The following is a 12,108-nucleotide window of genomic DNA, read 5'->3' as shown; positions in this document are numbered from 1 at the left end:
GAACCTCTCGGAGGGTAAAACGGGGGTGAAGGTCTGTAAAATTTAGCACAGACTGTCCGGTTTGTGAATGTTGAGGATGGGAAACGATTGCCCAAAGTCGTCCGGGGAAAAATGCTGGCAAGTAACGCATTTCGGTTTTCCGCGCGATTTACGATCGCGGCATCGGTGAATCGGCACTCGTGATTTCTCAGTAAGTGAGAACGAGCTACCTCGTCGTCGAACTCCGCAAGAACGGCACCGCAGTGTCCGGCACATCGACCACGATCGGTGCCGGCAATCAGGTCACGGGCGGAACATCCATCGGAACATGGGCTTTCGCAAAAGGTGACGTACTCACTGTGTATGTGACCGGCGTTGGAACATCCCCCGGCAAGGGTCTCGTCGCCGACCTGGAAGGACTCGCCTGATGCCGCTCCTCTTCGCCCGCCCATCAATCGCGCCGGTCGCTCGAACGCTCGCGTACACCAACGGCGGGCAGGGTGGCTGCGTGGCCTACCCGACACCGTCGTCGGGGACTATTACGCAGCTCGGGCCCCGGCATGTCATTGGCATCGACGAGCAGACCGATGAATGGCGCGTCAAGGCGCGCAACTGGCGATCGTTCGACGACACGGCCGGTACTGCAGATCTGGTCGGGCGGGGATTATTTCGGCGAGCATCAGCCTGGAGGGAGTGGGGAGCACACCGGCAACTTCAAGGACGGTGTTGCAACGACGCTCGTGCCGGCCGTCTCCCACAGCAGGATCCCGAACTCGACAAGTTTCTACATCGCACCGTGGTTCACTGATCCAGCCTTGCAGTTCGATCCGGCCAAAGAGTATGTGCTCGGGTGGGGCTTCACCAGTTCAGCGCAACAAATGGCGGCGGGCGCGAACGAGGTGTTTCAGTTCCCAGGTTGGTCTGCCGCAACGAATCCAGCGACAACCGGCGGTGTTGCGGGCGCAGGAAGCACTTACCGCGGGACGCCGATCGACTTTCAGATCGAGTACTCAGATCGAGTACAAGGTGACCTCACGCAAGAAAGCATTCCTGTGGCTCGGTGACTCCATCTCCGAAAGCGCGACAGGTGTTGTCGGTACCTCGTATCCGACCACGTGTCGGCCGTGTTCGATCCAGGACAGCTACCCGGCACGCTGGGCGAGGGCGAACGGTTTTCTGTAGCAGAACATTGCACAGTCGAACCTGTATGCACGTGATTGGGCGGTGACGTCAGCGGATCGTTGGAATCGAACGGATCTTGCTGCCGGAAAGTTCGACGGGGCGTTCATCGCTGCAGGGTCGAACGACTACGCCAATAATCGATCTCTGGCGCAGTACCAGGCGGACGTGGCGACGATCATTTCGAAGATCAGGGACACCATCGGAGCTGACAAGCCGATCTACCTCGTCGACATCATGCCGAGAACCGATGCATCCATTCGTGAATCGTTGCGGACCTAGTACAACAACTGGCTCTACACCCTGCCTCACGGAACCGCCGGCATCGTCCGGGCTTCCGACGTCTTTGCCGCTACCCCCGGCGCAAGCACCGTTATTTCGGCGATGACGTGCGACGGCGTGCATCCCAGTTTCGCCGGGATTCTTGCGCTCACCGACAAGACCAGCATGTACGTCCCCACTAGCTAGACCTTGCGCGACGAAGTCCCCAACCTTTCGAGGTTGGGGGCTTCGTCGTGCGGATTGCCTGTTACGTCCTCTAGCAGGAACTCCGCAGGAAATTGCCAGGAATAGAGTTGCGTTACTCAAAACTTCAACCGAAAGCCGGAACTGTGAGCACTGTGCATCCCCGTGTCGACGAAATCATTAAGCGTGTCATCGACGAGGAGCGCATTGCACGCCGGAAATCCTGCAACGATACTGAACTGACCGACGAGACTGCCCAAACCGAGCTTGTCGCCGCCACGCGCCAGCTCGCCAAAGCCGTGGAGATGCTGTCAGAGATGTAGACCGCACGACAAAGTCTCGGCCTTTCGAGCCAGTGAGACAATCGGGATATGGCCGTCGACCCTGACCCTGACACGCGCCAACCCGGCACAGTGAAACTCGCTGACGGCCGTTAGGCGTACCGCTGGAAAGATGCACCGGACGCCGAACTGACCATCATGAAGCAACCGGAAACACCCGCGGAACCTGCAGGGTAACAAGCGAGTGACGCCCCATCCTCATCGCGAGGGTGGGGCGTCTTTGTCGTTTTCGGGCCAACAAATGTGGGTTCACCTGCAGGTTTCGTTTAATGTCATCTGTTTGGATGACTGCCCAGACTGGTTTTTCCTCGGTAGCGTCTGCCACTTCCATGCCTACAGGTGGCAGAAGACGAAGGGAAAGCTATGCGCGCAAAGGGATTGGCCACGAAGGCTGCGATCGTTGGGACTGTCGCGGCAGCTAGCGTGATGGTTCTTCCGGGACTGGCTAGCGCCGACATCATTGAAGGTCCGCGACCAGCGGAAGCGACCGCTACCGCGGTCGAGAATGGCGTGAAAATCAAGGTGACGAAAGGTGAGGTCGAGGATCAGGGGTATTGCACACCAATTGTTCACACCCAAGCTGTTGCGGATGAATTGAACAACGATCCGGTGGGTCCCATTTCGTTGGTGCCTGAGAATTGGCACCGCATTGACCCAACTTGGCCGGTTTGGGACGATGAACATGGGAATAATCGCGTTTATATCTATCCCGGTGAGTCGTTCGAGACGACTATCGATCTTGCAGACGGCAAATACGTGCTGGGTGTCTACTGCTACATGAACTACCCTCCAGAAGGTATGCGGTCGGACTGGGTAACTCAAATCCCCTTCGTCGTAGGCGAAGAGGGAACTCCTCCCGTGGGAGGATTCGGATCCATCCAATTCCCTGCATTCGGCTCGTAAGCGTCTCGACCACGAAGCCCCCGAACCTCACTGGGGTTCGGGGGCTTTCGCCATGAGGGGTGAACCTCCCGGGCATCGTGTGCGTCCAAGGATGAATGGACGACTACGAGCAGGACCTCGAAACATGCCGACTCCACGGATGGACGCTCGACGAACTCGAAGAAGCCAGAGCGTTTCATGACTCGTGGTGGGCGACGAGGAATGATCCCGAAAACTGGCAGAAGATGGCAGAAGATGTGGCCGCACCGACCGATGCCGTACGTGATTTGCGAGGCCGAGGTGGCGATTCCGCTCCTCGCCCGACCCTCCCTACACAGGCAAAGCGCGGCGCGGGCAGATCAGTGACGCTTCTCGTCGCGCCACTCCTTCGGGGAGCGCGGCAGTTGACGTATGCGAGGCTTGGGGTTGTCCGGGTCCGCCGGTGTGAATCGGCCATAGATTCCAGCGTCTTCACCCTGAAGGTATTGCTCGTGCTGTTCCTGCGCTCGCTGAGCCATGCGTTCATCCTCGGCTCGGTTGGCCGCTAGACGATCCTGGCGAGACCGCCACATTTTTCGAACGATGACAAAGCAAATCCATACTGCGAGCGCAATTCCGCAGATGAGCAGAATTTGTCGCCAGAAATTGATGAGTAGAACGATCGCGACGATCACACCGACGATGATTGCGATCCCTACCGCTGTATCTGAGTTATTGGCAGCACCGGTCGGTCGAGACTCCCGTCCGGCCGTCCCGCTGGGCTTCTTCGTCGACTGCTTGCCGCCGATCACCTTCGTGTCCGAGGTACCTGCACCGGGAACCCTCACGGTTCGTCGAACTTTGCCGTCGGCGCCGCGACCAACCCGCACAGGTCCACTGCCGGCGCTGATCCCAAAACCCTTGGTGGATGCAGTCACTCGGACAGGACCGAACTTCTTAGATTTCCGAAAGCTGACCATGTGTCATCTTCCCTGTCTATCGAGCCGCGCAGTCGCGCTCATTCTCACGTACATCTCGACATCCAACCAGAAATACTGGACATAACAGGAATTTCGGTCGGTTTCGGTCCGAAGTATCCGAAGTATCCGAAGTATCCGAAGTATCCGAAGTAGCAGAGGGGACCAGTTGACGGATAACCCGGTTTCGGTGTGACGGTCCATCCCTCGGCGCTTGATCAGCCGCGGAAGTGGCGTAATCCTCGTGTCGTGTTCGTGAATTCGATGAGTGACCTCTTCCATGCCAAGGTGCCGATTGGATTCGTGCGAGATGCCTTTGGCGTGTTGCGGGAAACTCCTCAGCACACCTATCAGATTTTGACGAAACGATCACTCCGACTGAGTCGGATGGCAGACAAGATCGAATGGCCCGAGAACCATGCGGAGGTGAGCGATCAAGAGATGGTTCTTCGTGTCACCACGCTCGCGGGTTGCTCCCCGCGATCGCGACCGAGCTTGGGGTCTCGGTTGGCACTGCGGGCCTGCTGTTCTCAGCATTTGCGGTCGGTACGGTCATCGGTGCGACAGTTATGGCGGTCCTCTCTGCGGTGCCAGGCTGGCGCGTTTCCTTTCGCGGCCAAGACTTCGAACGCATTAGCAGTACTCCGGAAACAAGTGCACGCAAGCCTCTGCGCCGAGCACCATTGCAACGCCGTCACGCGAACGTGCCACTACCCAACCGAGCCACGACCTCCCCTCAGCGCCCGCTCGTCGAAGCTTTCGTTGCGCCGGTTGCGAAGTGGTGCATCCCATCCGCGTCGAGCCCTCGATGCGCCCAACCGAGCTCGCTGAAGAAGCGGTAAGCGGGCTCGTTCCCCTGGTCAACGAACGCAACCCACCCCGTCGTCGGCGGGTGCTCGGGCCACGAACGGACGCAGTCGATCGTTGCCCGGCCGAGCCCGTTCCTGCGCCGGCGCGGATCGATCGCGAGATCAGTGATGCCATGCTCGTGTCCGTTTGGGTCCCAAGCGCAGCCGACGAGCGCGACCGGATCGACACCGTCGAGCACCACAAGCTGCACACCCGAGTGGGTGGCGAGGACATACTCGAGCCACTCGTCGTCAAGCGGACCCAGCTCACGGTCTAGCGTCTCATCCTCGTACCAGCGCTGGATCCACGGCCAATCGGCACGGGTCATTAGCCGCGCCGCGAGGGTCTGCTCAGTCATGAGGTCTATTCTCTCGTTCTCGTTCTTTTTCGGGGCTTACTCTCATTCGGCGTTGGCAGCAGCTTGATCACGCGTGTGCCGTATGCAGCACAAGAATGCCGCCAGCCTCACCCGAGATAAGGGAGACGCGCCCTAGTCAAGTTTCGCCGGCGGATAGTCCCCGTAGACGCCTTCGTCGCGGCCGGCTAAGTACTTGCTGATGCTGCAGATTCGTGCGCTCGTCGAGGCCTTTGTAGTAGTCGGTCTTCACCTTGCGCATGTCGGCGCGGTACTTGCGAATGAACTTGAAGCCTTCGTGCGTCATCGGGATAACGAACGCCGCGATTACAACCCACAGCAGGATCCACAGCAATGTCTGCCAGTAGTTCGTAATGAAGACAATCAGCAAGAATGCCACGATGAATCCGACGGGCGTCCGTTATTTCGAGATGTATTCCGCGAAAAGTTCTTTATCTGATCGTGCATCGCAATCGTACGCGTGAGTACGGCGACCGTCATCGGTCGTGCGTTTCATGATTCGCATCGATGCGTCAGTTCGCTCTTCCAAGCTTGAACCCTTGTCGCTAATAATCTTTTGGTCCGCTTGAGTCTCCAGATATCCGGGCGTCAGTTCGGCGAAACCCGCACACTGAGTTGCCCTCACTTCCTCGGCGGTGGGACCCGCGGGCTCGCTACTGCATCCGCTGATGAGTAGCGCCGCTCCGATAGCCGCGACTGCGGCGAACGGCATTTTCATGCCGGAATAGAACCAGACGGACCGGTCGTAACTGACATTTGATCTGCCTCAGTTGGTCGTAGTCTTCGGCTCCAGTGGCTTCCTGTTCGGCGACCCATGCGGGTGCGACACTCTTGCGCCAGACGCGCCGGCGTCCGAGTTTGAAGCTAGTGTCCCGCGCCGGTAGTAAGTTTCCGATATGGCTCTCGGAAACGGGTTGGTCGCTCGGATCGAGCGGACCGTGGACTTCTACGGTCCCGGCCGTCCGATTCCGGGAGACGAGCTTCACGCGCGATTGCATGCGCTCGACATCGTCCCGGACAAAGACTTCACCGAGTTCGTGGGACGTTGGGGTGGATGCTTCGTGGGCGTGTCAGTGCACGCATGGGACAACGCCGAGCTTATCGGTCGTGAGACATGCATCGAGCTGACCATTGAGGCGCGTGACGCATACGGTGCCCTCATCGACGGGGTGGTGTTCGCTGACGACGGGTCGGGGAATCCGATCTGGATCGCTGCGGACGGAAGCGTGTGCTTGGTCGACCATGACAACGGGAACACAGTTGTCCGACTGGCGGCCAGTTTCCGCACGCTGTTGGAGGAGAACGTCGACGACTGACTCGCGCGACTAACCCTTCCTCGAGGGTCGGATCTTCTCGGCTTACTTGGTCCAGATGAACGGCTTCGGGTTCTCATTCCATCCCTTGACCCCTGCCGTTGTTCGGCAAGATAGTCGACGATGAGTCGGAATTCGGCGCCTAGCTTGCGTCGAGAGACGTACACGCTCACCTGCGAACCGCTCAACACTTACTCAACACTTTGGTCGGGATTGCGCGGGATAACGCAGGATTATTGCATTGGTCGTATCTACGTACATGCTGGCCTAGAAGGTATTGAGTCCTGCGTAAACGGTACGAAAAGTGCCCCCGGCAGGATTCGAACCTGCGACCAAGAGATTAGAAGGCTCTTGCTCTATCCCCTGAGCTACGGAGGCGCGTGGAACATCATACTCGAGGGTTCGGGATGTGACGCGCGCCGCCCAACTCCGACGCGTTGTCGTAGTCGGTTCGCGAAGGTCCTACCCTTGAGGTATGGCTACACCCGACCTCGCGCCGACAGATTCCCCACCGGAGTCCACACAGCACAGCGGTGCACCCGCTTCTTCGACCGCGATATTCGTGGTCAGTGGACTAATCGCAGGGCTCACCGCAGCCATCGTGGTGGGATTCTCCGCGTCGCAGGCACTGACTCTTCTGGGTATCCCGGATCCAGGCCCGATCACCACGTACGGCCTGCCCGCGATGCGGGCACTGGGGGAGATCGCCGCGGTCATTGCGATCGGGTCACTGCTGCTGGCCGCGTTCTTCGTGCCGCCGCAGAAGTCGGGCGTCCTCGACGTCGACGGCTATCGGGCAGTCCGAACTGCATCGCACGCCGCGATCGTGTGGGCGATCTGTTCGTTCATGATGGTGCCCCTGACGCTCTCCGACACATCGGGTCAGCCGTTCGCCGAAGCGATCAAACCGGCAAACCTCTGGTCGGGACTCGATCAGGTCGAGATCGCCGGCGCCTGGCGCTGGACGGCAATCATTGCGGTTGTTCTGGCGATCCTGGCCCGACTGACACTGCGCTGGTGGTGGACCCCGCTCCTGCTGCTGGTCGGTCTTCTCGGACTGATGCCGCTCGCTCTCACCGGTCACTCGTCTTCGGGCGGGTCGCATGACATCGCTACCAACAGCCTGATCCTGCACCTTGTGGCGGCTTCGCTCTGGGCCGGCGGCTTGTTCGCGCTACTGGCCCACGCGCGGCGCGGCGGCGATTACACCGACGTAGCAGCCCGACGCTTTTCGACGGTCGCATCCATCTGCTTCGTCGTCATGGGATTCAGCGGCGTCATCAACGCGATTGTCCGTCTGCCTCTCGACGACGTTTTCACCACGACGTATGGACGATTGATCGTCGCGAAAACGGTTGCACTGATCATCCTCGGGTTCTTCGGTTGGGCTCAGCGGAGTCGGGCGCTACCGGCGCTGGCGGAGAATCCGAAGAGTCGCTCTGCCCTGATTCGATTTGCCGGCGCTGAAGGCATCGTGATGGCGGCGACCATCGGTCTCGCGATCGGCCTCGGTCGTACCCCGCCGCCCCCGCCGCTGTCGATTCCCTCGATTCCCGAGGTCGAACTCGGTTACAACCTTCCGGACCCGCCGTCGTTCATGGCCTTCGTGACGGACTGGCGATTCGACCTCATGTTCGGCACCGCCGCGATCGCCGCGGCGATTCTGTACGGCATCGGCCTGCGCAAGCTGGCCAAGCGTGGAGACTCCTGGCCCGTCGGCCGAACCATCGCCTGGATGAGCGGTTGCGCGGTGCTCCTGATCGCCACGTCGTCCGGTGTCGGCAAGTACGCGCCGGCAGTCTTCAGCGTTCACATGGGCGCACATATGGCGCTGTCGATGTTGGGCCCAGTCCTGCTGGTTCTGGGTGCGCCGATCACTTTGGCTCTGCGGGCGCTCGATCCGGCGGGCAAGGACGGCGTGCCCGGCATTCGCGAGTGGATTCTGACCGCGCTGCACAGCCCGTTCTCACGATTCATCACCCACCCGATCGTGGCGGCAGTTCTCTTCGTCGGCGGTTTCTACGCGCTGTATCTCGGCGGAATCTACGGCGCGACCGTCGACTCGCACAGCGCTCACCTGCTGATGAACCTGCACTTCATCCTCAGCGGCTATCTCTTCTACTGGGTGGCGATCGGAATAGACCCGTCACCACGCCAATTGCAGCCGGTGACCAAGCTGGCGATGGTGTTCGGCTCACTTCCGTTCCACGCGTTTTTCGGCGTGGCATTGATGAGCACCACCGCAGTCATGGGCGGCGCGTACTTCCGCTCGCTCGGACTCGGTTGGAACAACGACCTGATCGGCGATCAGCAGCTGGGCGGCAGCATCGCGTGGGCGACCGGCGAGATCCCACTCATGGTGGTCATGCTCGCGCTGCTGGTTCAGTGGTCGCGCAGTGACGGAAGGACCGCGCGCCGAACGGACCGTGCCGCCGAGCGTGACCACGACGCCGACCTCGCTGCTCACAACGCCATGTTCGCCGAATTGGCCAGGCGGGACCGCGAGGGGTGGAAACCGCGTGAGGCTGCTGACGCGGAAACTGCAAGCGAGGACTCTGCGGGCGAGACACCCAGCGAGAAGAAATCCGACGAATCCTCCACTAGCACTTAGCTCCGACACTGCCCGGGCCGTTTGGCTCGGGCAGTGCTGTTTCTCCACAGCTGTCCCGCCGATGCACAGGTGGAAATCGAAATCCCGAGCCAGGCGTTTGCCGTTCCACAATCGAAACTGCCGACGCAATGATCGGCCCCGCGACAGTTGGCGGGTTCTGGAGTTCGAAGGGGGATCGGACATGTACGAAACGCATGCAACGGTTGTCGGAACCGTCATCACCAATCCGGTGAAGCGGCAGACAACCAATGGCGAAGAGGTGCTGAGCTTTCGGATGGCGAGCAACACGCGTCGCAAAGACGCGGTGACCGGAGAGTGGACGGACGGAGCGACCCTCTATCTCACGGTCAGTTGCTGGCGGCGGTTGGTCACCGGCGTCGGCGCATCCATCATGAAGGGTGATCCGGTCATGGTGGCGGGGGAGTTGCGCACCAACGAGTACACGACCAAAGAGGGTGTGCCTCGTTCCGATCTCGAGTTGCGGGCGACGGCAGTTGGCGCGGACCTTGCTCGTTGCATCTCGAAGATCGAGCGTCAGAGCAAGCCGACGTCGGCGGAGAATGTCGAGGACGCAGTCGACACCGTCGCTGCGTGAGGACTCACACCGAAGGTTTCGGGCAGTCGCGGGGCCGAGAGTCGTGCCCCGCGTCCACTCGCTCGAGAAGTTCGGTGAGAGTTGCTCGCTCCGACTGGTCGAGGTCGTCGAACACATCCGAGGATTCGCGTCGTTGAGCTTTCGCGACGTCGGCAGCGAGGGCAGCGCCGGCGTCGGTGAGCTCGAGTAACACGGCTCGCCGATCGTTCGGATCGGGAGTGCGGCGCACCCATCCGGCCTCTTCGAGGGAATCCACGACGTCGGTCGCCGACCGCGGAACGATGCGCAGTCGCTCGGCAAGAAACCCGAGTCGAACCGGCTCGCCCACTCGGGTCAGTACTCGCAGCGCTCGGCTTTGCGACGGCGAGAGACCGAATGGTTCCAGCGCTGCCACCTGACGTCGGCGGATGAGCCGTGCCACGGACATCACGACGTCGGTGAGTTCGCGCTCTCGGGAATGCATGGCGTCAGTCTAGCGTTGTTGGTGTCAGCCTCATAGTGAGGTAACCTCATCAATATGAAACTAGGGTGAGAAAGCCTCCAGGAGGTAGAACGTGAAACCAGATCACATGCGAAACATCGAACGATCCGCTGTCGATATCACTCCGGCGGACTCCGTACCGGCAAAGCGCGTACTCGGACTGTTCGCGCCGTATCGAACTCAGATCGCCATCGTCACCGCGGTCATCACACTCAGCGCGATCGTGGCGTTGGGCAGTCCGCTGCTCCTACGCGAAATGCTCGACAAGGCGATCCCGGACAAGAACCTCGGACTCGTCAGCGTTCTGGCCATCGGCATGATCGCCATTGCCGTGATCACGAGCTGTCTCGGCGTGGCGCAGACTTGGATGTCCAACAGCATCGGCCAGAAACTGATGCACCAACTGCGCGTGCGGGTCTACTCGCATCTGCAGAATCAGTCGCTCGGATTCTTCGCTCGAACCCGAACCGGAGAAGTTCAGTCGCGCATTGCCAACGACATCGGCGGTATGCAGTCGGTGGTCACCAACACGGCAACGTCCATCGCGCAGAATGCAACGACCGTGGCAGCCACCATTGTTGCTCTGTTCCTTCTGGATTGGCGACTCGCCATCTTCTCGCTGGCGATCTTGCCGGTGTTCATCCGTATCGCACGCAAGATCGGTGACGAGCGCCGCAAGATCTCGGGTAAGCGGCAGAAGCTACTCAGTGATCTGTCGGTCCAGGTGGAGGAATCTCTCTCCGTCAGTGGCATTCTCCTCGGCAAGACGACCGGCGCGAAGTCGGCTCTGACGGATCGATTCACCGAGCGTTCAGCGGAAGTCGCGGACGTCGAGCTCCGGGCCATGATGGCCGGCAAGTGGCGCATGGCGACCATGTCGATCACTTTCGCGGCCATGCCCGCACTGGTCTACTGGTTTGCCGGTTTCACTCTCGATCACGGCAACACCATCACCGTCGGCACCCTCGTCGCATTCACCACACTGCAGACCCAATTGTTCCGCCCCACCATGATGCTGCTCAACACGGGCGTCGAGGTGCAGAGTTCGATGGCACTGTTCAGTCGCGTGTTCGAGTACCTGGATCTGCCGATCGACATCGCGGATCCGGAAGAGTCGAAGAGCTTCGACCGCACCAAGATGTCCGGCGAACTTCGGTTCGACCACGTCGACTTCTCGTATCCAGGAACCGACAGCAAGACTCTCGACAACATCGACCTCACGGTCCCGGCCGGCGGAACCTTGGCGCTGGTCGGCTCCACAGGTTCGGGCAAGACCACCCTCGGATACTTGGCCGCACGTCTGTACGACCCGACTGCGGGATCGGTGAGAATCGACGAAATCGATCTGCGGGACCTCGATCTGGCGACGGTCTCCGATCTGGTGGGCGTGGTGTCGCAGGAGACGTACCTCTTCCATACGACGATTCGTGAGAACCTTCGGTTCGCGAAACCCGATGCCACCGACGCCGAGATCGAGCAAGCAGCGCGCATCGCGCAAATCCACGAGTTCATCTCCGGTCTCGACGACGGGTACGACACCATGGTCGGCGAGCGCGGCTACCGATTCTCCGGCGGTGAGAAACAGCGCATAGCGATCGCGCGCACAGTCCTGCGGAATCCGCCGATCCTCGTCCTCGACGAGGCGACGAGCGCCTTGGACAATCGCACTGAACGTGCGTTGCAGGACGCGCTCGACGAGCTGATGGTCGGACGCACCACTCTTGTTGTAGCGCACAGGCTTTCCACGGTTCGAGATGCGGATCTCATCGCGGTCCTCGACCAGGGCGTGGTTGTGGAAAAGGGTACCCACGACGAACTTGTGCAACAAGGTGGGCGATACGCACAGTTGCTTGCGGCCTCGGGTAGCGACGCCGTCGAACTCCCGTCGGAACTGCAGACCGTGTGAGTGTAAGAAATGTCGGCCATTTCACTTCCGCAAGTTTCTAGAACGTGTTCTACTTTAGTGGTCGTTGATCGACTATCAGTGGAGGCGGAAAGATCATGGGTCAGGTTCTGGACAACATCCCACAGTTCGCCGACGAGATCCGCGCCGACGGAGTCGAGGGCGACAAGCTGATGCG

The 12,108-nt window shown here is 60.3% G+C and carries 14 protein-coding genes, 1 tRNA gene and 3 pseudogenes; 11 read left to right on the top strand and 7 right to left on the bottom strand.

Annotation, left to right across the window (positions count from 1 at the left end):
- Positions 1-194: 194 nt before the first annotated feature.
- The 3 genes from H7C86_RS22530 to H7C86_RS22520 all read left to right on the top strand — a co-directional run bounded on the left by H7C86_RS22530 (position 195) and on the right by H7C86_RS22520 (position 1,440).
- A complete protein-coding gene (locus tag H7C86_RS22530; RefSeq protein ID WP_182262270.1) occupies positions 195-407 on the top strand; it encodes a hypothetical protein in 213 nt (70 codons plus the stop codon).
- Positions 407-787, top strand: a complete 381-nt coding sequence (locus H7C86_RS22525) for a hypothetical protein (RefSeq protein WP_182262269.1) — start codon at positions 407-409, stop codon at positions 785-787. The genes H7C86_RS22530 and H7C86_RS22525 overlap by 1 nt, the downstream gene beginning before the upstream one ends.
- A 416-nt stretch (positions 788-1,203) precedes the next feature.
- Positions 1,204-1,440 carry an SGNH/GDSL hydrolase family protein gene (locus H7C86_RS22520; RefSeq protein WP_182262268.1) on the top strand — a complete coding sequence of 79 codons (237 nt, stop codon included), beginning with the start codon at positions 1,204-1,206 and terminating at the stop codon, positions 1,438-1,440.
- Between the two features lie 26 nt (positions 1,441-1,466).
- Here the strand turns inward: H7C86_RS22520 and H7C86_RS22515 are convergent, their stop codons facing one another.
- Positions 1,467-1,619, bottom strand: a complete 153-nt coding sequence (locus tag H7C86_RS22515) for a hypothetical protein (protein ID WP_182262267.1) — start codon at positions 1,617-1,619, stop codon at positions 1,467-1,469.
- 159 nt (positions 1,620-1,778) lie between these two features.
- Here H7C86_RS22515 and H7C86_RS22510 point away from each other — a divergent pair, with 159 nt between their 5' ends.
- On the top strand, positions 1,779-1,946 hold the full coding sequence (locus H7C86_RS22510) for a hypothetical protein (RefSeq protein ID WP_182262266.1): 168 nt from the start codon (positions 1,779-1,781) through the stop codon (positions 1,944-1,946).
- A gap of 357 nt (positions 1,947-2,303) precedes the next feature.
- Positions 2,304-2,867: a hypothetical protein gene (locus tag H7C86_RS22505; protein WP_182262265.1), complete on the top strand. Its 564-nt coding sequence runs from the start codon at positions 2,304-2,306 to the stop codon at positions 2,865-2,867.
- Positions 2,868-3,205: 338 nt separating this feature from the next.
- Here H7C86_RS22505 and H7C86_RS22500 read toward each other — a convergent pair whose 3' ends face one another.
- Both H7C86_RS22500 and H7C86_RS37950 read right to left on the bottom strand, forming a co-directional pair.
- On the bottom strand, positions 3,206-3,637 hold the full coding sequence (locus H7C86_RS22500; protein ID WP_259349276.1) for a hypothetical protein: 432 nt from the start codon (positions 3,635-3,637) through the stop codon (positions 3,206-3,208).
- A gap of 21 nt (positions 3,638-3,658) precedes the next feature.
- Positions 3,659-3,805 (bottom strand): annotated as a pseudogene (locus tag H7C86_RS37950) (DUF4236 domain-containing protein); the annotation flags it as partial.
- A 177-nt stretch (positions 3,806-3,982) separates the two neighbouring features.
- Between H7C86_RS37950 and H7C86_RS22495 the strand changes: the two are divergent.
- Positions 3,983-4,219, top strand: a pseudogene (locus H7C86_RS22495) (DUF5131 family protein); the annotation flags it as partial.
- A pseudogene (locus H7C86_RS37945) lies at positions 4,207-4,386 on the top strand (hypothetical protein); the annotation flags it as partial. The pseudogenes H7C86_RS22495 and H7C86_RS37945, both read left to right, overlap by 13 nt.
- Positions 4,387-4,538: 152 nt before the next feature.
- On the opposite strand, the gene H7C86_RS22490 reads toward H7C86_RS37945, so the two are convergent.
- Together H7C86_RS22490 and H7C86_RS22485 are read right to left on the bottom strand one after the other, a co-directional pair.
- Positions 4,539-5,009: a GNAT family N-acetyltransferase gene (locus tag H7C86_RS22490; protein ID WP_259349275.1), complete on the bottom strand. Its 471-nt coding sequence runs from the start codon at positions 5,007-5,009 to the stop codon at positions 4,539-4,541.
- A 136-nt stretch (positions 5,010-5,145) separates the two neighbouring features.
- Positions 5,146-5,406 (bottom strand): hypothetical protein, encoded by a 261-nt coding sequence (locus H7C86_RS22485; RefSeq protein WP_182262263.1) that lies wholly within the window; start codon positions 5,404-5,406, stop codon positions 5,146-5,148.
- A gap of 517 nt (positions 5,407-5,923) precedes the next feature.
- Between H7C86_RS22485 and H7C86_RS22480 the strand changes: the two genes are divergently transcribed.
- On the top strand, positions 5,924-6,343 hold the full coding sequence (locus tag H7C86_RS22480; protein ID WP_182262262.1) for an SMI1/KNR4 family protein: 420 nt from the start codon (positions 5,924-5,926) through the stop codon (positions 6,341-6,343).
- Between the two features lie 302 nt (positions 6,344-6,645).
- On the opposite strand, the gene H7C86_RS22475 is transcribed toward H7C86_RS22480, so the two are convergent.
- Positions 6,646-6,718, bottom strand: a tRNA-Arg gene (locus tag H7C86_RS22475).
- A gap of 97 nt (positions 6,719-6,815) precedes the next feature.
- Between H7C86_RS22475 and H7C86_RS22470 the strand changes: the two genes are divergently transcribed.
- Together H7C86_RS22470 and ssb are read left to right on the top strand one after the other, a co-directional pair.
- Positions 6,816-8,951, top strand: a complete 2,136-nt coding sequence (locus H7C86_RS22470; protein ID WP_113684270.1) for a cytochrome c oxidase assembly protein — start codon at positions 6,816-6,818, stop codon at positions 8,949-8,951.
- Between the two features lie 181 nt (positions 8,952-9,132).
- Positions 9,133-9,546 carry a single-stranded DNA-binding protein gene (ssb, locus tag H7C86_RS22465; protein ID WP_007733347.1) on the top strand — a complete coding sequence of 138 codons (414 nt, stop codon included), beginning with the start codon at positions 9,133-9,135 and terminating at the stop codon, positions 9,544-9,546.
- A gap of 4 nt (positions 9,547-9,550) precedes the next feature.
- On the opposite strand, the gene H7C86_RS22460 is transcribed toward ssb, so the two are convergent.
- Positions 9,551-10,009, bottom strand: coding sequence for a MarR family winged helix-turn-helix transcriptional regulator (locus H7C86_RS22460; protein ID WP_182262261.1), 459 nt, complete (start codon positions 10,007-10,009; stop codon positions 9,551-9,553).
- A 106-nt stretch (positions 10,010-10,115) separates the two neighbouring features.
- On the opposite strand from H7C86_RS22460, the gene H7C86_RS22455 reads away from it, so the two are divergent.
- Positions 10,116-11,933 carry an ABC transporter ATP-binding protein gene (locus H7C86_RS22455; RefSeq protein WP_182262286.1) on the top strand — a complete coding sequence of 606 codons (1,818 nt, stop codon included), beginning with the start codon at positions 10,116-10,118 and terminating at the stop codon, positions 11,931-11,933.
- Positions 11,934-12,108 lie beyond the last annotated feature (175 nt).

Origin of the sequence: Rhodococcus sp. UFZ-B548, assembly GCF_903819475.1 — a bacterium.
Lineage (GTDB): Bacteria > Actinomycetota > Actinomycetes > Mycobacteriales > Mycobacteriaceae > Rhodococcus_F > Rhodococcus_F erythropolis.
Note: the sequence above shows the minus strand (reverse complement) of the source record. Positions and strands in the feature narration are given on the sequence as shown.

Bases quoted from the DNA above. Each gene is read 5' to 3' on its own strand.
- H7C86_RS22455 (WP_182262286.1), top strand. From the start codon at position 10,116: ATGCGAAACATCGAACGATCCGCTGTCGATATCACTCCGGCGGACTCC.
- H7C86_RS22490 (WP_259349275.1), bottom strand. From the start codon at position 5,009: ATGACTGAGCAGACCCTCGCGGCGCGGCTAATGACCCGTGCCGATTGG.
- H7C86_RS22480 (WP_182262262.1), top strand. From the start codon at position 5,924: ATGGCTCTCGGAAACGGGTTGGTCGCTCGGATCGAGCGGACCGTGGAC.
- H7C86_RS22460 (WP_182262261.1), bottom strand. From the start codon at position 10,009: ATGCATTCCCGAGAGCGCGAACTCACCGACGTCGTGATGTCCGTGGCA.
- H7C86_RS22525 (WP_182262269.1), top strand. From the start codon at position 407: ATGCCGCTCCTCTTCGCCCGCCCATCAATCGCGCCGGTCGCTCGAACG.
- ssb (WP_007733347.1), top strand. From the start codon at position 9,133: ATGTACGAAACGCATGCAACGGTTGTCGGAACCGTCATCACCAATCCG.
- H7C86_RS22470 (WP_113684270.1), top strand. From the start codon at position 6,816: ATGGCTACACCCGACCTCGCGCCGACAGATTCCCCACCGGAGTCCACA.